General features: G+C 41.7%; 18 protein-coding genes. All 18 read right to left on the bottom strand.

The window, feature by feature from the left end:
• Positions 1-89 precede the first annotated feature (89 nt).
• On the bottom strand, positions 90-1,013 hold the full coding sequence (locus JR334_11200; GenBank protein ID QRN85496.1) for a riboflavin biosynthesis protein RibF: 924 nt from the start codon (positions 1,011-1,013) through the stop codon (positions 90-92).
• A 91-nt stretch (positions 1,014-1,104) separates the two neighbouring features.
• On the bottom strand, positions 1,105-2,466 hold the full coding sequence (locus JR334_11195) for an APC family permease (GenBank protein QRN86925.1): 1,362 nt from the start codon (positions 2,464-2,466) through the stop codon (positions 1,105-1,107).
• 233 nt (positions 2,467-2,699) lie between these two features.
• On the bottom strand, positions 2,700-3,731 hold the full coding sequence (locus JR334_11190) for an alcohol dehydrogenase catalytic domain-containing protein (protein QRN85495.1): 1,032 nt from the start codon (positions 3,729-3,731) through the stop codon (positions 2,700-2,702).
• A 14-nt stretch (positions 3,732-3,745) separates the two neighbouring features.
• Complete coding sequence (locus tag JR334_11185) at positions 3,746-4,546, bottom strand: aldolase (protein QRN85494.1); 801 nt, start codon at positions 4,544-4,546, stop codon at positions 3,746-3,748.
• 232 nt (positions 4,547-4,778) lie between these two features.
• Entirely contained in the window at positions 4,779-5,741 is a 963-nt protein-coding gene (locus JR334_11180) for a sugar-binding transcriptional regulator (protein QRN85493.1), read from the bottom strand.
• 330 nt (positions 5,742-6,071) lie between these two features.
• The gene (locus JR334_11175) at positions 6,072-7,241 is read right to left on the bottom strand and encodes an iron-containing alcohol dehydrogenase (GenBank protein QRN85492.1); all 1,170 of its coding nucleotides are present in this window, start codon (positions 7,239-7,241) and stop codon (positions 6,072-6,074) included.
• Between the two features lie 41 nt (positions 7,242-7,282).
• Positions 7,283-8,779: an aldehyde dehydrogenase gene (locus JR334_11170; protein QRN85491.1), complete on the bottom strand. Its 1,497-nt coding sequence runs from the start codon at positions 8,777-8,779 to the stop codon at positions 7,283-7,285.
• Positions 8,780-8,790: 11 nt separating this feature from the next.
• A complete protein-coding gene (locus tag JR334_11165; protein QRN85490.1) occupies positions 8,791-10,101 on the bottom strand; it encodes a glycine reductase in 1,311 nt (436 codons plus the stop codon).
• A gap of 1 nt (position 10,102) precedes the next feature.
• Positions 10,103-10,363: a hypothetical protein gene (locus JR334_11160; GenBank protein ID QRN85489.1), complete on the bottom strand. Its 261-nt coding sequence runs from the start codon at positions 10,361-10,363 to the stop codon at positions 10,103-10,105.
• Between the two features lie 18 nt (positions 10,364-10,381).
• A complete protein-coding gene (locus JR334_11155; GenBank protein ID QRN85488.1) occupies positions 10,382-11,437 on the bottom strand; it encodes a glycine/betaine/sarcosine/D-proline family reductase selenoprotein B in 1,056 nt (351 codons plus the stop codon).
• A gap of 205 nt (positions 11,438-11,642) precedes the next feature.
• Positions 11,643-12,215, bottom strand: coding sequence for a cupin domain-containing protein (locus tag JR334_11150; protein ID QRN85487.1), 573 nt, complete (start codon positions 12,213-12,215; stop codon positions 11,643-11,645).
• A gap of 226 nt (positions 12,216-12,441) precedes the next feature.
• Complete coding sequence (locus tag JR334_11145; GenBank protein QRN85486.1) at positions 12,442-13,710, bottom strand: O-antigen ligase family protein; 1,269 nt, start codon at positions 13,708-13,710, stop codon at positions 12,442-12,444.
• A gap of 334 nt (positions 13,711-14,044) precedes the next feature.
• Positions 14,045-14,980 carry a glycosyltransferase gene (locus JR334_11140; GenBank protein ID QRN85485.1) on the bottom strand — a complete coding sequence of 312 codons (936 nt, stop codon included), beginning with the start codon at positions 14,978-14,980 and terminating at the stop codon, positions 14,045-14,047.
• 316 nt (positions 14,981-15,296) lie between these two features.
• A complete protein-coding gene (locus JR334_11135) occupies positions 15,297-16,412 on the bottom strand; it encodes a glycosyltransferase family 4 protein (protein ID QRN85484.1) in 1,116 nt (371 codons plus the stop codon).
• 18 nt (positions 16,413-16,430) lie between these two features.
• Positions 16,431-17,750, bottom strand: coding sequence for a nucleotide sugar dehydrogenase (locus JR334_11130; GenBank protein ID QRN85483.1), 1,320 nt, complete (start codon positions 17,748-17,750; stop codon positions 16,431-16,433).
• A gap of 582 nt (positions 17,751-18,332) precedes the next feature.
• A complete protein-coding gene (locus JR334_11125) occupies positions 18,333-19,382 on the bottom strand; it encodes an IS30 family transposase (GenBank protein ID QRN85482.1) in 1,050 nt (349 codons plus the stop codon).
• Positions 19,383-19,509: 127 nt separating this feature from the next.
• Positions 19,510-20,139 (bottom strand): hypothetical protein, encoded by a 630-nt coding sequence (locus JR334_11120; GenBank protein QRN85481.1) that lies wholly within the window; start codon positions 20,137-20,139, stop codon positions 19,510-19,512.
• Positions 20,140-20,159: 20 nt separating this feature from the next.
• Positions 20,160-23,783 (bottom strand): RecQ family ATP-dependent DNA helicase, encoded by a 3,624-nt coding sequence (locus JR334_11115; GenBank protein QRN85480.1) that lies wholly within the window; start codon positions 23,781-23,783, stop codon positions 20,160-20,162.
• Positions 23,784-24,125 lie beyond the last annotated feature (342 nt).

Raw genomic sequence — 24,125 nt, 5'->3', positions numbered from 1 at the left:
AGGTACAACATAATTATATCATACCTGCGTGTTTATTTAGTTTGGTTGATTTCACATGATGTCTATATTTTTGCCTATCATACAAAGCGTTACATAACCTTACGTTCCCTACTATTACTGTTGGGACATACTTCATCAAGATAGTTCTTGATGGATTCGATATCCTTGTTAACTTGGGCTTTCACTTCTTCTATGCAACTGAATTTGCAAACGCCTCGGATGAAAACATGGATTTCTATGCCAATCATCCGGCCATAGAGGTCTCCCGAGAAATCCAACAAGAAGGTCTCGATGGTAACATAGTTGAAATCGTCCACCGACGGTCTCTTCCCAATATTGGTAAGACCTTGTACACCTCTATCATCAATATCCGAGATGGTTCCATAGACGCCATGCGCTGGAAGCTGTTTGTAGGGTTTATATCCTAGATTGGCCGTAGGCATGCCCACCGTCCTTCCGAGGGCCTTGCCATGCATAACTTCTCCAATCAGCAAGTAGGGGTGTCCTAGAAGCTTGTTTGCCGTAGCAAGCGCACCTTCTTCTATTTCCTTACAGATGCGTTCTGTCGTTACTGGAGTACCGTCAAGGCAAACGGTTTCGCATTCCACCAGGGTGTAGCCATACTCTTTTGCGCAGGCACGCAAGGTGTCAATATGTTTGTCTTCACGTCCTGCAACGATCACCATAGCACCCAGTTGTTTTACTAAAACGTCTTGGATAAAAGCGTCAATCTGTAGGTCCCTATTCTTGCTGTTGATCTTGTATGAAAATAACACATCAGGACCATTTTCTTGTAGTAGTTTCTGTTTTTCCAATTGGGTACATAGGATCTTTTTGTCTTTTAGCAATTCTTCATCATAGTCAAAGGTCACCATGACGGAAGTCATGTCCTGACCCGATATCTCAGCCATTTTATCTAGTACCGCTTTGTGCCCCAGATGGAGTCCATCGAAGTCGCCAAAAGCTACACAAGTGTTCTTTAGGCTGAAATCATTTTGATCAATACACTTCATATCGATATTTCACTCCTTTTCACGTGAGGGTAGGATGTTCTCCGAGTCTACCTTCTGGGGTAGACTCGGGTACATATCTCTGAAAAGGTCTTTAACCGATTTTTCTAACTTCATCCACATCATTTTTGGTGCCGATGAAATAGATGGCCAGACCGATTAGATAGTAGCCTGCGGTCCAGGCCCACAACTGTCCACCACCGGAAATGATTCCAGGAATGTAGGCTGCAATTATTACGATGAAAGTGATAATCGGAAGTGCATCGCCACCTGGTGCTCGGAAGGTTCCTTCCCGTCTTGGATTCTTCTTACGTGCTGCAATAACAGTCAAGCAAACAATGGCAACGACAACTGCATTACACAAGGCACCTAGATTCACAATCAGGTTTGTGAAGTCGGGGAAGGAGGAAACAATACCTACTACCAGGGTTACAATGATCTGGGCATTAACTGGCATATTGGACTTTTCGCTCGTCTTAGCAAACCATTTCGGCAGGATGCCACTTTCTGCAGATGCTTTCAAAGCTTGTGCTGAAAGACCCATCACAACCAAAATGGTGGTGAGCAGTGCCAGAACTGCAGAAACAGAAATCAAGGGTACTAGCCATGCAATGTGCGACAATTTTGTAAAGGCCGCTGCATACAAGGGAATAAAGGCCATACCTGGATTGGCTTGCAAAAATCCAGAATCTACTAGTCCCAAAGTTGCTACAAGAATGAGTACGTATAGGACTACCACTACAAACATAGCGATAGAAACTGCTTTCGGAACTGTTTTGTTGGGGTCTTTGATTTCTCCAACCATGAAGGATATGGCAACGATGGAGCCGAAGGCAACCATAGCGACTGGAATTGCGCCCATGAAACCGAAGGTGCCTTCCACGCCTTGCGTGAAGAAGGGGGTCATCATGCTTGAGTCCCATGAACCACTGCCAAAGGCACTGAAGATGAATATCAGCATGGTAGCTGCTAAACCTACTGTGAGTCCAGTAGTAATCTTGCCCATGGAATCAACTTTAATTACGTTTAACCATCCGCAGAAGAGTACTGCCACGATGGCGATGGGTACTTGGTATCCATTTAAGGCTGGGAAGCTAACGCCAAGATATATACTTACGTAGATAGCCGAGAAAGCAGCACCAGCCACACAACCGAACAGGTATGCCCAGGCTGATACCCAGCCCCATAGCTTACCTTGCTTTTCCGTTTTTCCGAGAGATTTCGCCGGGAAGACGAAAATACCACCGGAATGTGGGTAGATCGTAGAAAGTTCTGTAGTTTGAAGACCATAAGCATATAGAATTATTGCGGCGATGATCCAGGATAAGATTGCTGCTGGTCCTGCATTGAGAATGGTAACACCTGAAAGCGAAAAAATTGCGCTTCCAATCATACCACCAATTAGTATTGATGTACTGCCAACTAAACCAAGTTTTCCTTGCTGGGTATCTTTCATAACCGTTCTTACCTCGTCCCTTAGTTTTTTGTTATTCAAGCGCTTGGATTAAAAATAATTCAGTACAAGTTGTCAAATACAATTCTTATGTGAGACATAAAGTTGGTTCCATGATGTGAGGGTGTTGTTTGCAATATCCGTAACGAGCATCTAACTGTATGGTTATTCTGTGGGGGAATAAGGGGATACAGCTAGAATTGCTCAATGGTAAACTAAGTATGTCATATTGGGTGCTACATTTCAACCAAAATACGATAGGTGCTAGGATCGATGGCACGTTCAAAAGCATACTCTATTCTTTCGAAAGGCACGACCTCCGATATAAAGGGAGATACATCAATCAACTTGTTCGAAAGCAATCTCGTGGCTGCCAGAAATTCGCTCTTATTGGAGTTCACCGCACCAGTGATGATGGTTTCAGCAGAATGTGAGCGGTTTACATCCAGTTCGATTGGGCTTCCATTGGGGAAGGAGGAATACATGACTACGCGTCCATGGTTTCCTGCCATATCGATACTTTGAGAGGCAAGTGCGGTAAATGCTGCCGTACAAAATACGACATTGGCTCCTCTACCTTCCGTCAGTTCTTTTACCTTGTCAACAGGGTCAACTTTCGAAGAGTCAATCACGATATCTGCACCAATTCTCTTGGCCATAGCCATCCGACCTTCATCCACTTCGCAGGCAATCACGCGTGCACCCTTGAGTTTAGCAAGCTGAATGTGGAAGGAACCCATGATTCCGTTACCAACAACCACAACGTCTTCTCCCAGTTGAATATTTGCATTGTTAATGCTGTGAATGCAACAGGCCAAGGGCTCCGTGAGTGCAGCATATTTTAGATCCAAGTCATCTGCTAATTTGTAGAGTGACTTTGCTTCAAGCATCATGTATTCGGAGAATCCGCCCGGTCCGCCAAGTCCTTCGTGGATGTTGGCAATAAAGGCGGAAACGCATTTGTTTTCATGACCGTTTCGGCAATAATAGCATTCTCCACAGCTAGTCAGCATCCTTGGGGCTACCTTGTCGCCTATCTTGAAATTCTTGACCTTGTCACCGACGGCTACAACCGTTCCGGCCGCTTCATGTCCACCGGCAAAGGGATAGCGTTTGATAACACCGCTATACATCCTTTGTTCCAAGGTACAAATTGCACAACTGTGTACTTTAACTAGTACCTGATGATCGATTGGCTCCTTGATTTCTCTTTCTTCTATGCTTATTTCGTGAACACCTGTGTTAACAGCAATCTTGTAATTTTCCATAATCACCTCGCCTCCTAGAACTTTTTGTTCAGCTCTTTTAGAGCTACTTCAACGCTGCAATCCTCGTGAATCAGTTTTGCAATTGCACCTGCATATCTGGCGGGATCTTCATGTCCCCAGATATTTCTACCCATTGCAACGCCAGCGCCGCCGGCGCTCATGGCTTCCTTGATATCGGTGAGAAGTTGTTTCTCAGATACCTTCTTGCCACCACCCAAAATTACCACCGGTGCGTATACGCTTTCACACAGTTCGTGGAATGTATCCGGTGAACCAGTGTATTCCGTCTTGATGAAGTCAGCACCCATTTCGGCACCCATGCGACAAGCGAAGGTGATGTTTTCTGGTGTTCTAGAATCCTCTCCACCTTCAAAACCACGAGGCAACATTTCTGCCAATACGGGCATACCCCATTGGTTGGCATCCAAAATATTTCTCGAAAGATCTGCCAAGATTTGGTCTTCCCATTTGGAGCCCGGGAATCCCATGCTGATGACGGCATCCGCACCCAGTCTTACTGCGTCTTCAACCTTCACGACAGTTTGCAGCGGTTTACTCTTTGACCCTAGATAGGAGCAAGAACCATCGAGTCTTAAGATGATTCCCTTTCCGTGAAACTCGTCGGCGAATTTATCCGCCATCCCAACGGTTGACAAAAAGGCATCCGCGCCGGCACGAGCCACTTCACTCACAATTTTGCCAGGATACTTCATAGCAGGAAGAACGTTGAACATGTTGCCATGGTCCATTGCCATTATGAAGGTCTTCCTGTCTTCCCGAAAGATGTGATTGAGACGATGTGTTTTGTTTGCCATAGTATTTATCTCCATTTCTTTTCTGTACTTCTTCGTGTATGTTACATATGCTCACTACAATTACATATGTAACTATTGGATAAATAATACCACCTTTCCCCAATTTTGTAAACAGATAAAACTGATTTTCAGCCCCTCAACAAAGAAAGTCCGTTAAGGCCTCCTATTCGATTCAGTGCATAAAAAAAGAGCTGCTTATACATAAGCAGCTCATATTGTTCTGTTTTCAGTATTAAGGTTTTAGTCTGTCCAACACAGCTCGTGCTGTATCGTAGTCAATTACCAGCACGTTGATCAGACCGCCTCTGATGGCACCCACAATGGCAGAAATCTTCTTATTTCCCCCACTTACACCGATCCGAATGGGTATTTCCTTAAAGCTATTGCAGTCAATCGCAAAGACCCTGCCGTTGATATCGCTCTTGATAATCTTGCCATCCTGATCAAAGTAATGCGTACAAATCTCCCCTACCGCCTTTTCTTTTTGCAGGGTTTGAATCTCATCTTTTGTCAAAAAGCTCCTGGTTACAAACTCGGACTCCTTGGACATATCACCGATACCCACTACGGCAACGGTGCAGTCCTTCATCCTGTTGTACATCTGTGCAAAGACCGTCTCATTGAGCATCGAATCTCTAAGCTTCCTGCTTTCCACAATGATTGGCGCATAAAGAAACTGGGATTTGGCATTTAAGATTTCCGAAGAATACCGTACGATGTTGTCTGAATTGATGTTGGATTCATCTTCAATCTGTCCGCCAACCAGTTGCAGGACCGTTAGATCCTTCTTTTTGGTCGGTTCTAGACTGCTCACCATGGAAGAGAGGGCACGCCCTCTGGAAAAGCCGATGATATCTCCATCACTTATGATGCGCTCAAGATAGGATGCGGCCACCGGTCCAAGGGAATCATTTACGTCATCTGCTTCCGTATTGATGATCAATACCTCTTTTAAACCAGTCAAAGCCTCAAATTCTGCCTCAAATTCTACGTTTTGTTCCTCAGTCTCCTGAATCATTATCTTTACAATGCCTGTTTCCAGACATTTTTTTAATATTCGGTTCACACGTTGCCTAGACATGGACATCTTTTTGGCAATCTCATTTTGTGTCATGCCTGCCTTGTAATAATAATAGGCAACCTTTACAAATTCATTTTTTCCTGTTGAAACAACCATGCTTTCTTTCCTCCGCATAGAACATACTACGAATCATCTACTTCTTCACAGTAGTCTGTCTAGGGTAATTTTACCATGTTTCTAGACCGCGGGGGAATATTTCTTGAAATTTCGTGAACTCCTCAGCAATGAATTACCGAAGAGTCCCGCTTAAGTCCCTACGTCTACCCTGGTGAGTTCTTTATATAAATACGAACACCTGATGTAATGAATGAGCAAGCCTTATGAAAATACCGGCTCTTTCGATTTAATCTCATTATTCTATAACAAAAACAAAAAACAGCATGTAGACCTTTGCCTACACACTGTCTCTTATGTTTTTCAATCCATTATACAAACATACGCCGATTAGGCATAATATGCCATTTCTAGGATTTTCTTGGTTTCTTGATGATTCGGAATTCTTGGAGCTAGCCTAGTGGCCATTGCAGGAGCTGCCAAATTAGCAAAGTGTTCCAACTGGTCCATATACTCTTGTTCTGATATTTCCATCTCCTTAAAGCTCTTGGGAATTCCCAAATCTGTTGTTAAATTCCTTATATGGCTTACCAAAGATAGGCAAAGCTCCTCATCGCTGCTTCCCGGCAGCCCCAACCGTCTAGCAATAGTGACATACGAAGGATCTACTCCTGTGAAGGCCATCGTATAAGGCAAGAGAACACCACAAGTTTGACCGTGAGGCAAGGAAAAATATGGGCCCGGCTGGTCCAAGCCATGGGCCAATCCCGTACAGGAGTTTGTAATGGCTACACCGGCCATACTAGCAGCAATGTGGCACTTCTCCCTGGCTTTTGCCTTCAGCTCTGGGGCAATACCCTTGCATACTGAATTTGTGAGGTTCTCGAAAAGATCTACCGCTGCACTGATGGCCATGGTTTTGACCATGGGGTTTGCGATGGTACAGACTGCTGCTTCTAAAGCATGGGTCAAGGCATCAATACCAGTATAGGCTGCAATGGAGGCAGGAAGTGAATCCGTAAAATCTGCATCCAAAATTGCATACTGGGGAATGAGACCATTGCCTAGCATCAATCTTTTTTCCTTAGTTTCATCGTCCGTGAATACTGCCGCCGAGGTCGTTTCTGAGCCTGTTCCACTGGTTGTAGGTATTGCAAGAAGTATCGCCTTCTTGCCCAAATCGGGAATTTGGTAGGGCCGCACCAGCTCTTCTTGGCTAATGCCCGGATTTTCATATAACATCTGGACAACCTTGGCCGTATCCATGACGGCTCCACCACCCAAGGCTACGATTAAGTCGGGTTGGTAGTCTTGGATTTCTTTTTCAATACTCAGAATATCCTTAAAAAATGGTTCCCTGAGTACCGGTTTGGTAAACATGCATGTCCCACTGTTTTTTGAGATCAAGGATTCAATCCTTGATCTCAAAAGATCTGTCAAAATGTTGGGACCACCATGAATCACCGACACCCTCTTATTTTTAAAACTTCCTAGATAATCCAAAGAACCTCTGCCTACGACAAACTTGCTCATTACCAACGCTGCATAGTTTCGTTCCATAACAATTGGTCCTTTCTATTCTTTACATTTTAAGAAGTTTTCTATAGCGGGGCCTGGGGATGATCTTCCAGGGATACGAATACCGTTCTTGAATGCATATACTTATGGATGCCAGCTACACCAACACCACTTTGTTTCCAACCGGTACCCGGAGATTCCATCATTCCCTTACTGAAGTAGCTGTTTACGTATACCTGACCTGCCTTGATTTTTCCAGCAACCCTATGGGCTCTGGCGATGCTATTGGTGAATACACCACCTGCTAGTCCGAATTTGGTCATATTGGCCAGTTTCACAGCCTCTTCCTCGGTGGAGAATTTGGTTACGCAACCTACTGGTCCAAAAATTTCTTCTTGGAAGATCTTCATGTCTGGCGTCACATCGGCAAAGATGGTTGCTGGTACAAAATTGTTGTCTTGGCCTTCTAAGCCTTCAAAGTGTGTTCCGCCACATACTAGTCTTGCCTTATCTTCAATTCCAGACTCAATGAATCCTCTGACCGTCTCTGCATGTTCCTTGGAAATCAGGGAAGAAAAGTTTACACCCTTCTCATAGTCGAAACCGTTGCCTGGTACAAAGTTCTCACAAACAGTTTTCATGCGTGCCAGCAAGTCCTCATAGATGTTTTCATGCACGATGACCCTGGTGCCGGATACGCAGACCTGGCCTGAGTTCAAGGTGAATCCGAACACAGCCCATTTGGCTGCATCATCAAGGTCTACGTCGTCGAAGATGATGTGCGGGCTTTTGCCACCCAATTCCAGAGCAATCTTCTTGATGGTATCTGCAGAGCTACGGATAATCTGTTCTCCCGTCTCTGTACCGCCTGTCATGGAAACCATGTCCACTAGTGGGCTCTTAACCAGTGCATCTCCCACGACCTGACCGGAACCGGTAATCACATTGAATACGCCCGGTGGAAATCCTGCTTCATGGAATACTTCCGCAATGACCAACATGGATAGGGATGCCCATGAGCTCGGCTTCACTACGACCGTATTGCCGGCCGCCAAAATGGCTGAAATCTTCTGGGCTCCCATCATCAAGGGACCATTCCAGGGGAGAATCTCGCCGACTACCCCGCAGGGTTCCCAAGTGACGTAGTTGAAGTTATTGCCACCGCCGTCTACCGGTACCACCTTGCCTTCTAGATGTCTGGCGTTTCCGGCACTGTAAGCAAATCCATCCAGGGCCTGTTGGATTTCATAGTAGAGTACGCTGGGATAGAGTTTGCCACAATCTAGTGTTTCTATGCAGGCAAACTCTTCTTGTCTCTTGGCCAGCAAGTCTCTAACCTTGAACAGCAGTTCGCTACGTTCATGATGGGTCATACCAGCCCAAGGTCCTTCATCGTAGGCCTTCCTGGCTGCGAGAATGGCCTTTTGGGCATCTTTTTCGGAGCCCTTATAGGCTGTTGCAAATACCTCGTTCACCGCTGGGTTAATAATATCAAAGGTTTCTTTACTTTCTGAGGCGACCCATTGGCCGTCGATATACATCTTGTACGGTTCTTTTTTAATATATTGATATGGATCCATATAATTACCCCCTAGTAGGATTCCGCGAACAGTTTGCTATGTGCCGCTTGGTTACCTGAGCAATAGAGCTGTGTCGTCGTATCAAATGTAATCTCATCCTCTGCCGGAGGGAAGAATCCGCCCGACTCTTTGTTTAATCTAAGTGTGTCACCGCCAACTACCCGGTCTACCTTAGGCAGTGTGTAGGTCTTCTCAATGCTTCCGCCACTGATAACAGCGTCTGCTTCTGGCACGTCGTCTACTAATAAAATACCTTCTGTGCCGTCTTCACCACCAAATTCGAAGGTGATTGTTGAGGCCTTGATGCCGGATTTTTCTGCAGCCTGAATGGTTAGCATACCATCCACTGCTGCGTTGCCGCCACCTTCCCAAGCCATAACCAAACCTTTGGCACCTAGGTAGTGCGCAATCTTAACATTGAAGTTGGCACAACGTTCCTTGTCCCAGTTGGTCGGCTGGTGGCTTCTGGCAAAAATAACTCCCTTGAAATTGATGGTCTTGCCGTGTTGCCTATATAGCTCCAAAACAATAGGATGATTAACGTGCAGATAGGTCGGTACCTTGAAGGCTGGCCATACATAGTTTCCACTGACTACACATCCGTCTAGCATTTCGTTGGGATGCAGGAGCGTGGGCACTAGATTGTCTATACTCTTGCCATAGAGATAGGTGTTGGAATAAACGCCCTGGTTTTGGCATTGCCATACCAGTACTACACCTGGCAGTTCTTCATTGACTTCATCTATGCTGAACAGCTCTTCTTCTACCGGTTCCAGTCCTAAGGTTAAAGTGGCTAGAATTTCTGCCACTTTAAGTCCGCACAAACGGATATCTGCATCGTATTCCGCGGAAGACTTTCCATCGGTGAGCTCATACTTGATTACTAGATTGACAGTCTCGCTGAAGGGTGAAAATCCGGCAATGGGTCCCTGCATATCCATAATGGCATCCCGGGGATACAAAAGGCCTGAGCTTGCGCTGCTGTCGTCCCAAGGCAGGGGCGCACTTTCGATAACGGCAAAGCCTCGCAACATATTGGTTATGCCATCACCACAGGTATTCGGACGTCCGAAAAATCCGGAATACTGTTTTCCTTGTCCCTCAACCTTGATCATGGGGGCAATGGCGTCGAGTACATGGATAATCCTGGTATTTTCTCCAGGTTTTACGAGTTCGAAGTCGATGGACTCGATGCTCTTCATGGATGCTTCTAGTTCACTCAGTAGAGCAGCCTTGTTTATAACTAGCTTGCCGTCTTTAAAACTGTTCTTCTCGCCGAAGGCTGCATCCGTTACATCGTAATATCTTCTAGTTAATTTCATGCTAGGCCTCCTTACTTTCTTCTACGTTGAAGATGGTCGGTCCGACTACATCTTCACCCAGGGCAAACAGGGCTTTTTCAATTACCCGCTTGCGGTAGGCTTTCTCACGCTCGATGGGTAAACTAGGATCTCCCACCGGGTGTGTAAAGTCGCCACCAAATACAATGCGGTTTGCACCTACGTTCTGCGCGATAGAAGTAAAGGCCGTAATAACTACGTTGGGTATGTTCTTCCTGTCTAGTTCCTTAGAAATCGTTGACACGCAACGAGTACAGGTTCCTCAAGTGGAAGTTAGAATAGCCGCTTGGACACCACTGTCGAGTAGTTCCTTAGCCATCCTGGAGCCAATATCTTTGGCGCTTTCTACATTGGTGCCTACACCGGCCGTAGAAAGGAATCGGTTATGCAATTTGTTGAAGACTCCTTCTTTTTCCAAGCTACGCATGGCATCCAAGGCCACAACTCGGTTGGGGTCATCGTCTACTACCGTCGTATCGAAACCGCCATGAATGGAGATGAATTCACCCTTTACTAAGCTATCCATACCGGTGATATCGTAAGAGCCATAGTCTACGGAGAAGGCTTGTTTGAGATGGTCCGGGTTACCCTTGGGAACCAAGCCACCGGAAGTAATTAGACCAATGTTGGTTTCATTCAATTCCTTAATTGCCGGGCTTGGAGGAATCATCTCGAAAGCGCGTTGTGGTACTTCCGTCACGTATTCTTCACCATTGAGTTTCTTCAGGAGAATGTCTACCACACGCTCTGCACCGGTCTTTTCGTGGTACTCGTTGTAGCGATGGCCGGTTGGAAGATATCCTTCCTTACGTGCAGGTCCTATCTTTTCTTTTTTGGCAAGCTTTAGGGCTAGTGCTGCAAAAGTCGGTAAAACTTTTCTCATACCAGCTGCTGTTTCTGGTGTAGCTACGATGTAGTTGTCTTTTACATACATGGCCACTGCAGGATTTTCGTAGTACATGGCGCTTACACTAGGAATTCCATGCTTCGTTCTAACGTAGTCTGCCACTCTAGCGCAGGCTACCCCATAGCGTCCAGCATTGAATGCCGGACCGGATATGAATACGTCTGGTTTTACTCGTTCAATTACAGTATCAATTTGGGCCGCAACCTCGGGGAATTTTTCCTCGTTGTTGACAAAGTTGTCACCGCAAGCCACTGTGGCAGCAATGGACATTTCGTCTTTCCACATGCCTTGCATGCCAATGCCTGGTCCTTTGGCACCGTCGAATTCCATGAATCCCACATCTGCCTTGTCTTCGCCACCTATACCAGCATAGAACTGGTTTATGTAGGCGAGCGCTATTTTTTCACTCATATGTGCCTCCTAAAAACAATTTTTACTATTACTTTTCCAAGTAGAATACCGTGAAGATTACAGTCCCCCACAGACATGCAATAGCTTCTCGTTTCCAAAACAAACACAGTGCAACAACAAATAAATCCACGCTTGAATATTGACCTATCTTAGGCCCATATAAAAAGGCATGAGACGAAAATCGTCTCATGCCCAATATGCAATGTTATATCCCATTCAAAAGATGTGACCCATATGGCGGCGTCACAACCAGATAGAAAGTGGCCGCTTTGCTTTTGGTGAAGATTACGTGGTCCGTCTTGGATTCAAACAATACCGAATCCCCCGGTCCCAACTCATATTCCTCGTCCCCTAAAATGACATGTAGCTCTCCAGATATTACTGTTATAAATTCTTCTCCTTCATCATGATGATGGATATGTCTTTCGGAAGGAGAATCTTTCGGAAGTTCTACTAAAGTCACTTGCAGGCGGCTTTTCACATTGTCAGTGATGCATTTGAACGATACATTGTCTTCCGTAATAACTTCATTTATGTCTTCTTTAGCAATATAGACGGATTTAGAGTCTTGGCTGCTACCCAAGAAGTAGATTAGATCTACATCAAAATACTCCGACAACCGTTGCAGGTTGGTTACAGAAATGGAGTGCTTATCATTTTCGAGTCCCCATAAATAGGAGTAGCTCATGCCAGTTTCTTCCGCCAGTTTTTTTAGAGATATTTTGTGAAGTGAACGCAACATTTTCAATTTGCGACCTACATTAATGCTATTTTTCACAATCTCTCCTTTCTTACGATATTATCACTTAATGTCATTTTGTCAATAGCGGCTATCCTATATTTGATATATAAACCGACTTATATACCTATTTTAGCCCCTATTTATCTCATATACACTATATTCATCCGGTATTTAGGATAATTTCCCATCCATAAGTCCATTTTCTCACACTTTTTTCTTCCAGGCAAAGACTTTTCCACTGATTGGCAAACGGTTGCCCCCCTTATACTCGTTTGTAAGAGCTGATAAATCCCAGGAAAATCCAAAATACATAGGCTACGGTTACCACGCTGATGTTGAAGGAAGCTTGTATGAGATAGCCAACTACCGCAGCAAAGAAGGGCAGTAAATCGGGCCTTTTCCTGATTCTATGTCCAGCCACCCACAAAATATGGCCTATGAAAAGCAGGTAGACCAGTAGAGAGGGTATTCCGCTGCTTACGGCTATGTGGAGATATTCGTTGTGGGCTCGGTCAATGATGTCAGGGCCACCGAAATACTCCATAATCTCTTCATCAAATTTTTTACTAAATGCAGGTGCTAGATTTTCTATGCCGTAACCAGTTAGTGGTCTTTCTTTAATTAGTTGTATTACGCCTTTCCAGATGAAGGCTCTCGCCGGTACATCCTTAGTTTCGACGCCTTCTGGAGCCAGAACTTTCATGCTTTCCTCATTGATGGATTGGAAGCGTTCTTGGAAGCGTCCTCCAGAAAGGGCATTGAAACCACCCATGACCAGAAGACTCACTAACACGATGCAGAGGTATCGTTTTAGGTCTACTTTAAGTCCGCCCCTCTTTTTTATCCAAAGTAGGCCATAGAATACCAAACCTAAACAACCACCAATCCAGCTTCCCCTGGTCATGGTCGCAAGCAGGGTAAACAGCAGGATTGCGTACACCACTAACCCCCATCTGCTTTTTTTCCGTAGATATAGGTCTATGGCAAGGGGTAGCATTAAGACGAGGTAGGATCCGTAAAAATTTGGATTCTCGAAGATGGATTCGCTTCTGGTTCTGGCCATTGTTCCTTCTCGAAAAAACTCTATCCCAACGTATTGGAATATTCCATAAAAGGCAAAGATGGTGGCTATGATAAGCAGAGCCTTATAGATTTTCCCATCAGGCTTGTCTATATTTCTGGCTACGAGAAATAGCAGAAGGTACATAAGGATAGCGATGAGGCCTTCGTCACGTAATATCTTACCAACAATAGCAATAAGCACATTTTCAGTAAAAAACAGCGATACCAGCAAGAGTCCAAAATAAACTGCTAACAGAATATTTATACGATCCAACTGAATCAAGTCGCCTATATTCCGGCGTTGCTGAAAAACGACAATCATAATAAAAACTGTTGCAATGTTTAGACCAAATGTTCTGGTTGAATGAAACAAATTACTATATTGCGCCGCGTAGTTGATACACGGCAGGATGGTGAGTGCCGCAACCAAAATCCATTCTAAGCGTAGTTTAGCCGATTGCCCGTTCATGTTTCTTCCTCCCGCTAGGTATCCCACTAGGTGGGACGATGATGCAAACTAAGAATACCTGTCTAATATACACGTAAATCGGCCAAAGAGGTAGCGTCCCCATCTACTTTCCTGCGAAAGGGAATGGGGACGGCCTGCCGTCATAAGAGTGTTATCCGAAGCTTCTCAAATGTTCTTCCATCGTCCGTCTCATCTGAACTTTGTTCATAGAACACAATGAAAAACGTTAGCCTGGTTATAAGTACTTCGAGATGGGTATCTACTAGCAAACAGTATCCGAATCCAAGGAATTTACACTCAAAATAGACTTAACTCTAATTCTGACATAAAACACCTATTCATATATTCCTCTATTTTTCCTATTTATATACCATCGAATTGTCCTGGATGGAATACAAAAGCAAAAATAGGTAATCATTAATCTTTTCCTAGGAATTCTACTGATATCCACTTCGCCCATTTTTTGCCTAGCTTTTTTCTTTTTACCATCCACTAAGTAAGACCGAACAACCTGAAGCTTCGTAAATTCATATTTCGTTTTTAAGCTTTCCTTTATGTTGTCTGAAATCGTATCATCCCTCAAAAACATCGGCATACGATTTAAAGGGTCAACCTCGTATTTTCGTGTATAATCTTTTGTCGCTTCGCTACCATCTCGGTTACGCTGAACGGTAACCATATCGCTGTATACAACTCCAGTATGCGCATAAACCCTTCTCCACATATCAATATCTTCGCCCAATTTAACACCCGGCTCAAACACACCGTATTTCTCAAACATTTTACGCCTTATACAAACGCAACCTGTCCATATCTTTTTATTATCTTTTAGCGTCCACCTGACCGCATCCTCATAATAGGTAACCTCCCCTGTAGTATGGGGCATGACAATACCATTACTATTTGTTCGCAAGCTAACGCAGAACCTGGTTGCAAAAAAATTTCTTGAAGGATTTTTCGTTATCAACCCAGCCAAGTGTTCCAAATGATTGGGCCGGTATTCATCATCCGCATCTAAAAAACAAATAAACTCTCCACGTGCATGACTGATACCTGTGTTTCTAGCAACCGAAACCCCTTTATTGCTTTGAGAAATGACCACAAGTCGTTCATCGTTTATGGTTTTTAAACGTTCTAATGTCTGGTCATTGGAACCATCATCAACAACAATAAGTTCAAAGTCATCAAAGGTTTGATTTAACACACTTTCAATACCTCGAACAATAAATTTTTCTGCGTTATAAGCTGGAGTTATTATGGAAAAATGCATAGCTCGCCTCCTACTATATCTTATCGGTATAGAAGTGTTTTTATCTGTCTAACGCTTGCCGAAATAAACACAGCTATCATATCAGCATACCCGTATTGCTAGTAACTACTGTTCTCTTCCTTGTTATCTATCCCTGCAAGGAAAACCCTAGTGGAATAACGAAAAGAATAATCCCCAAACACCTAAGTAGCTCGAAGTAAGGTATATATTTATTATTAATCTAAATAGTAAATATATGTATCCATATTTTCCAATAGATTGGCCTCTATAAAATCCAGTAATAAGTCAATAGCATGAAAGAATTCCTATATAAATCTTATGAATTTTTATGTATAGTCTCGTCGTACAATCGCAAATATTTTTTTGTAATATTTTCCCAATTGAATTCAGTATATTTTTCCAAGCAGGCATTTCTAATGGATTCGTAATGATAAATAATTTTCTCTATTTTTTCCGCTATTTCTTCCGCATCATAACAATTCACAGGATACCCTACCAGTCCCTCACTAAATTGTTGATCAAACCCCTGTCCTCTACTGTATATTACAGGCAATCCTTGACTCATTGCTTCAGCGTAAACCAAACCAAATGTCTCTGTAATGGATGGCATTACAAATATATCATTACTTCTATATATTTCTATGAGTTTTTCCTTTGGTTTAGGGGTAATGTAATGCACATATGGTATGTTCTTTATTAGATTATAAATGTTTTCATCTTTTATTTTTCCAACTACCGTAAATGCAATCTTATAATCCTTTTGTTGTAAAATCTCTATTGCCTTCAAGGTAGTTTCGATATTCTTATTTTTATCAATTGTGCCAACATAAAGAAGTTTTAAGTCATTTTTATCTACAACCGTTTTTTTTATACCGCTTTCCTGAAACCAGAAGTCATCTATTCCATTTGGTATAACGGATACTTTCTTATATATTTCTTGTTTTAGATTATTGGGTACATATTTTTCTATAACCAGATCTCGATACGGTTTAGACAGAAAAATTATCTTCTCTGCTTCTGTTAATATGTTTATTCCCATTTTTCTCAAGTGAAGCATACGATTAAAGAAAACATTAACGTCTGTATTTCTAACGGCAACGATATACGGTACACCAAAATTCTGTTTGAGTTTCATGGCAATATACCCATTGGAGAACAGCGAATGTGCATGTATTATGGAGTATTTTTCAATATCATATTTTTTAGTAATATCTTTATAAATTTTATTATGCTTTAAATGAAAGAATAGCCTGTCACGCTTTGAATGATTTGCACTTACCCTTGTATACCTTCCGAAATCGTCACTACTTTCAAAAGGATGCGCAACAGGAACAAAAACACTTATATCTAGTCCATTTTTTTCTTGTTGATCATATAAATTCTTATAAAATATACTACCATTATAATATGAATTAATATGGAGAATTTTCATGCCTGCCTCTTTCTTTTATTACAATCGCCAATAGCTATATCCTTTTTCTTCCATCTCTTTTTTATCTAAAGTACTCTTAACATCGATTAATACCTTGTCGCTGTTTTCAATATCCCCATACAAAGCATCTAGGTCACATAATCTCATTTTTTTAAAGATGTCATGGGCTACCGCTAGTACTAAACAGTCTGCATTATCAATTTCCATCAAATCGACTATGTTGATACCGTATTCATTTTTAGCTTCATCTGCATCCGCTACTGGATCAACTATAATTGGTTCTATTCCATATTCTCTTAAACTATCAACGATATCTATAACTTTAGAATTTCTCGTGTCTGGTGTATTTTCTTTAAAGGTTATCCCTAGAATTACCACTTTTGCTTGCCTTACAACTTTGTTTGCCAAAATTAGCTTCTTGATGATTGCATCTGCAACGAATTTACCCATACCATCGTTTATTTTTCTACCAGATAGAATTATTTGACTGTGGTAGCCTAGTTTTTCAGCCTCATAAACAAAGTAATATGGGTCTACGCCTATACAATGGCCACCAACAAGGCCAGGGGTAAAGCCCAATGCATTCCATTTTGTATTCATAGCTTCAACAACTTCTTTTGTGTCAATTCCCATTCTATCAAACACCATGGCAAGTTCATTCATAAAAGCAATGTTTATATCTCTTTGACTATTTTCTACAACTTTGGCCGCTTCAGCTACTTTAATGGAGCTGGCTTTATGTACGCCGGCTTCGATAACCAATTCATATACCTTTGCTATTTCTTCTAAACTTTCTTCATCTATGCCTGAAACGATCTTTTTTATTGTTTCGAGGGTATGTACTTTATCTCCAGGATTAATTCGCTCGGGTGAATAGCCAATCTTAAAATCTATTCCACATTTAAGCCCTGACTCTTCTTCCAATATGGGTATACATACGTCTTCCGTTACACCAGGATAAACCGTCGATTCATACACTACGATCGAGCCTTTCGTCAAATTACGTCCAATAATTTTACTGGCTTTTTCCACCGGTGTAAGATCCGGCGTTTTATCTGAATTAATGGGAGTAGGCACAGCGATAATATGGAATTTTGCTTCCTTAAGTTTTCTTTCGTCCGCCGTAAATTCAACACTAGAATTCTTAATTTTCTCATTTCCAACTTCATTTGTTGGATCAATCCCAGCCATATATAAATCAATTTTCTTTTTATTCAAATCAAATCCGATTACATCCACTTTATTAGCAAATGCAACTGCAAGCGGCATACCTACATAGCCTAGTCCAACTACAGAAATCTTTTCTGTCTTATCTAGAAGTTCTTTGTATAGTCCCATATTCATTCTCCAATTAGCTTATGATACTCAGCACGTCTCTATTAAATAAATCACTTGTATAAACACAACCCTAAAGTCAATTCCACATTTGTGTGTAAATTCCTCGGTAGCCTAGATTAAGCGGCAGCAACTTTTTTTGAAGATTTCTTGGATTCGGATAACTCTCTCGAAGGCAAATATTTTGGTTCAACCGCTCAAAGATTTCGTGACCGAAGTCACCGTTTCAGGCCTAGGAACATGCTCTTCTCCCCTGTGGTAAGTCGTCTATCTCGGAAAGCATTTCGATACGCGGTTTTGTACACTCATACGGTGCTGCACAGACCTGCTCCATAGATTGGGCAATCCATGTGCCGTCTGCGAAAGTCCGTGCAAGTGTTCTTCGGTTAGGGCAATATTGAACTAAGCCCTGATTGTTTCGCCTCGGTTTAGTATTTGCTAGCACATTGATTGTGACCATGGTGTGCATTTTAGCTCAGTTTTCTTTCACAACATTATATGTACTTAATCATAGTGTACTATTTATTTTAAATCCTGAATTGCAATAACAAGTTGAACTAGTGTACCTATAACATAGTTTTTTATTCATGATGCAATCAGACACTGTACTTCTGCAGCAAATGCTTCATCAGGAGTTTGGTATCCCAGGATCTTTCTGGGTAACGAATTACACCAGGTCTGAACTCGTTCGATAGATGAATGAGAGTAATTGTTCATGCTCCTACCCTTCGGGATGAAGCGACGAATGAGTCCATTATGAACCTCGTTGGTTCCTCTTTCACATGAAGTGTAAGGGTGTGCAAAGTAGATATTTGAACCTACATTCTTTTCTAGCAGAGCAAGCTCTGAGAACTCAGAACCATTATCTGCGGTAATGCTCTTGAACGCTTGAGTAAACAAAGGACCAGCTTCCTCTGCCAACTGATTCACGGCTGTAAGAACGGCATCCGATGATTTACTGGCAATCTTCCGGATGATTTCTTTTCTGGTCTTTCGTTCCGTTATTGTCAGTAGTACAGCCTCGCCCTTGGTCTTCTTGCCGATGACAGTATCAATTTCCCAATGGCCAAACTCACTTCTGTCATTAGCCTGTTCGGGACGATCTGAGATGCTAGCCCCGAATACCTTCTTATGCTTGCGGTTACGTGCATTTTTTGATGAGCGTTTAACCTTTAAAGGTAAGTCAATGTTTCGGATGGAAAGCAATCCTTGATCGACATAGTTGTAAAGGGTCTTGGTACATACCATCTCCGTCTTGTCGAAAAGCCCATGTAGCCTAGCAGCGCCAACGATGGCATCCAGAGAGTATTTGTTATCCCGTACTAGATGAATAGCGTGGTCAATGAACTCGCTGCATTCAAGCATCTTGAACCTTGGGCAGCAGAACTTCCGGTTACGTTCATAAGCCATCTGTCCGGCATCTGGCAAGTAGACCATGATGGTTTTCTTCTGCTTGATTTGGCACACAGTACCACGTTCTAGTTCGTTCCTGATGGTATTGGACGCTCGTCCTAGTATCTTGCCGATTGCATAGGGTGTTTGCCCTTGGTCGCTTAAAAGTTTGATTTGACCACGCTCATAAGAGCTTAGATGTTTATTCTTACGTGTTGATGGTGTATTATGTGGATATTCCATAGTGTGCACCTACCTGTAATGTTATTTTGTGGTGAAATAATTATATTACAGTTAGATCCACTATGGATTCTTTATTTAGTTCAAGTTCATTTTACAATTCAGCATTTATTTTAAATGGTTTAAATTATCATATCAGCGCAATAATAGAAACAACGGCTGCGATTACACCAAAGGCAATGGCAATTTTAATTTCTTTGTGTATTTTGGAATACTCTTCCTTGGCTAAACTATTCGTCGCTTCATATCTTTCCTTTTCGGCATCTTGTAAAGCCAAGATTTGTTCTTTAATCTCCTGACTTTCTTTTTCACTTTCTTCTGCACTACCTTTTACAAGAACATTCACTTCTTCCACTATACGGCTAGTCGTTTCATATCTTTCCTTTTCAGCATCTTGTAAAGCCAAGATTTGTTCATTAATCTCTTGGCTTTCTTTTTCACTTTCTACTGCCTTGCTCTCGATAAATGTATTTACTTCTGACAATACCTTTGCACTCTTTTTTTGTTCGTCATCAACCTTACTTATTTTTTCTAAAATAGTCGAAGTATTAATGTCATCTAATTTCCCAATTAGCGACTGGCTTCCTTCGGTTAATACTTTGATTTCTGATATTAATTGTCCAATCTGTTCTCTTGTCTGACTTAATGATTGTTGCGCTTGATCAAGATTTACCGCTTTTTCAGAGAGCACTTTAAGATTCTTCACCAGTTCTTCCGCTTCTTGGTCTAGTTGTTGTAATCTTTCTTGATAATTTATCATGTTCTTCCTCCCAGATTAGGCTACAAAACGTCAATTGCTTCACTTGAAATTGCTCGAAAAAGATGTACGGCAGGTTCATATAGCATGTCGTGGTCGACATCGTTTTCACATATGATTGCCCTCAGAAATTCTTTTTTCGGATATTTTACTCTTAAGCTATTAAATAGTTCAAGATATAACTCCCAGTCCCTGAAAAGAATCGTCTTTAATACCCAACTAATATGATGATAGGAATCTTTTTCAGAAACACTATAACGTTCTACTGAAAATTTTGCCGCTGCTTCAATACTTTCACGTATGATGTCCTTATTTGGTTCTGAAGCATACGCCTCCGATATGGCACGAAGATACAATAGTGAAGGATGATCTGGATATGACTCTAAATACCTGGCCGTCTGACCTCTAAGTTGTAAAGCGTCTTTAGGAGACCGAATGCCACCCACGATTTCCCCAGTCTCTGTTTCAGTACCGTCACATAAGCATCTAAGTTCCTTGAATCCGATTCCCTCATCGTTGATTATTGACTCAACCTCTTCATAATAATTCGATTCAAGGTATCTAAGAATCCGATTTCTAAACACTTCATCTTGGTTAGTACTTTCAACTGCTTCTTCAGAAGCTGCGAGCATCTCACGTAATGCACGTCTTCGCCCCTTTTCAATGGTATCGTAAATAAAGGACAATAATATCTCACATGTTTTTTCAATATATTCTTTTAAGGGAATATCTCCTATTGCGAGTAACTTCTGTCGTTCTTGGGCTACTCTTCCTTTATTATATCCGGCTACATACTCCGTATATGATTGGACAATGAGCTCCCTGTCACAGTCGTTCAAATATACTTCAAACTCTTTGTTGGCATAGTCAATCGTATAATCCGCTACAATACCGATTAACAATAATCTATGTAGTGCCTTCTCCATCAAATTTCTTTCTAGCACTCTGTTGGAAATATTTACCTTTCGTTTTTTCCCCACGTCTCCAATAAGATCTAATACACCAATAATATCGGCGATTTCGTTTTGTACCCCTCTGAAAGATTTTGTATGAAAGAACATGGCTCGTGTAATATCATCATCCGATTCCCACGAACGTTCATTTTTCATGATTCTATCAATCTCTTCCGGGGTTGTGTTAATATCTAATAGCCTTCTGGTTCTGTCCTTTTTATCATTTGAAACTAATACAATACACCTTGATGTACTACGGTCTCTACCTGCACGACCCGCTTCTTGGTAAAAGGATTCAATTGAATTTGGAATCCCTAAATGAATAGTATAGCGAATATTTGGCTTATCAATGCCCATACCAAACGATTTGGTAGCAACCAATAATTGAAATTTATTATTCTTAAAATCTGTAGCGACCTCCTGTTTATGTTTTCTCCAACTTTGTTCGTTCCATCCTTTGGGTACTTTCCCTGCATAGGTTCTGGCATCAATCCCAAGTTCCTCACTTGCATAGCGAGAAATTTTTACAATACCAAACTGGCCATTTACATGAGGACAAAATATGAGGCCACAAGCAGAAGACTTTCCATTGGCCGCATAGAAACTCGCAGCGGTCGTCCTAAATTGCTGCGGGAGATAAGAATGTAGAAAACCCTTCAATACCAAATTTTTTTCTTCTGAAGCAACTGTTTTTACAGTGAATTTTAGTTCTTTTCTATCAAAAGTCGTAGGTGTAATAATTGCATCATAGTCTTCTATTTGTAGTTCCCGTTGTACATCTCTTAATACAGAATTAGATGCAGTTCCTGTCAATGCTAGTAAGGGTGGAGTTCTCATATCGCTGGAACAGTATTCTCTAGTAATACGTCCAATATTTAGATAAGAAGTTCTAAAGTCATGTCCCCATTCAGATACGCAATGTGCTTCGTCAATTACAATCAGGGAAATTGGTTGCGATACCGTCAAGGCTCTAAGTGACTCCCGAAATGATATCGTCTGGAAACGCTCGGGAGCGACATAGGTGAACATATATGTACCCTTAGAAAACTCGTTAATCATATTCATCTTAGCCCGGAAATTCGTAATATCGCTGGAAATCCCAACCACGCGATCAATTCCAACACGTCGCAAATTATCTACTTGGTCATTGATTAGAGCAATGATGGGATCAATAACAATGGTGACACCCGGCATCAATATAGATGCCAACTGAAAGACAATCGATTTTCCGGAACCGGTTGGCAATAAAACAATCGCGTCCTTGCCAGCAAAAGCCCTGCTTAATGCCTCGTATTGTCCTTCCCAAAAGAATGGCTTCCTAAATATTAGATTTAAAAAATATTCTAAATTTTTCTTAGAAGCTTCATCTATCCTAATTGGTTTTTCCAATTTCATGGAATAGCTTATTGGCTCATTCAAATACATATCCTGGATTACAACAGCCTGTTCATAGCAATTCGTAGACTCACCAAAGCAAATTACGGGAGTATTTGCTTTACTTTCCGGTTCAAATCGTTCAATTTTTAAATTGATTGACTTTTTCGACTGGTACAGCTTAAATAACTGATTGATGAATTGATTAAAGTCATCCTGAATAGTTTTTAGTATCAGCAAAAATTCATCACGGGAGAAAATATGACTTACTTCATTTACTCGCAAGGATGTTTTCTCAGTGAGGTTTAATCCTCCCGAATAATACAATTCTGTTAAAGCAATCATAATTTGGTGATGAATCTTAATAGCAATACAGTATTTCTCTTCGGCACTATATTCTTCTGGTTCGGCAAGATAGCTATCTAGGAGTAATCCTTTTAACTCTTCGAATCCCTCACCCGCCATATTTTCAAGTTCTTCATTCTTGATTCTAAGAGCCTTAAGCCCTTCTTTTTCCAGAGCTCGATCGCGTTCTTGATCCCGTTGGAGATGCGCTCCGTGTTCTTCTCCATCCAGTTCTACAATGAATTGCTGTTCTTTGGTCGTAATTAGGAAGTCAACCCTAGCATCTCTATAGTTATGCTCCACATCCTGTTTATTAAGAAGGCTATCCATGTATACCTGTGGGATAACGTGCTGTCGATAAAAAGGACCTAGGAACTCTTTAAGCGTCTTTTCATAAAATAGCTTTTCTGTTCCAGCACCATCAAAATTGAACCTCGTTCCTTCATCAGAGGTACATATGGTTCCTAGTTTCCATGGATTCATGCTTTTAACATCGTAAACCCCAAATAGTTTTGCGTACCTTTCTTCTGCCAAACTAGAACCAATTGTAATCGTGCCACGCATCAATATTTTTTGTGCAACCGCAATGATACTTGCCAAAAAGTCATCACTATCGATATCCGTACAAACCGGGTAATCTATTCTCCATTTGCTGTAATGTCGGAAGGCATCCAAGTCTTTTAAATCCATATTAAGCGATTCAAGCAGGCTAGCAGGTACACACAATGAATCCATAAATGCTGACTGGTATCCACTTTTTATTGCTCTAGCTCTTAAATGTGTATGTTGTAACCAAGTAGATGATTCGCCTGTCCCAGCATTGTTTGCCTCTATCTGACCCTCATCTTCCTCGATGTTGACAGTCTTCTTGCATTTAGGATAATTCGAGCAACCCCAGAATTCATGTCCTGCTCTTGATCCCCTTCTGGCTGTTCTCCTAACCATTTCTGCGCCACACGATTCACATTTCGGCATAATTTTTCTCCTATTAACAACTCGACAAATATTAGTTCAACTTTCGTTTAAAATACTAAATATGCACACAAAAACTAGGTAGGCATAAGCCCACCTAGTACAATATTAAGTAAAACATGCAATATTTCCCATATACACACCTGATATTCAATAGTTAAAATCATTGTATATCTAACATCTATAGATTGCAATAGGTAATCTCATATATAAGTGTCAGCAGTTAAGATCCCCAATTTTTTTACCCTAATTATAAAAACACGTTTATTTATCCAGCTAATAGTTTATAGAAAATAATTGATTCAAGCCCTCCCGTATACAATTGTCCATAGTGCAGCTACCTAG

The organism is Clostridia bacterium (assembly GCA_016887505.1).
GTDB lineage: Bacteria > Bacillota > TC1 > TC1 > UBA5767 > UBA5767.
This window is presented reverse-complemented; position numbering and strand designations above follow the sequence as displayed.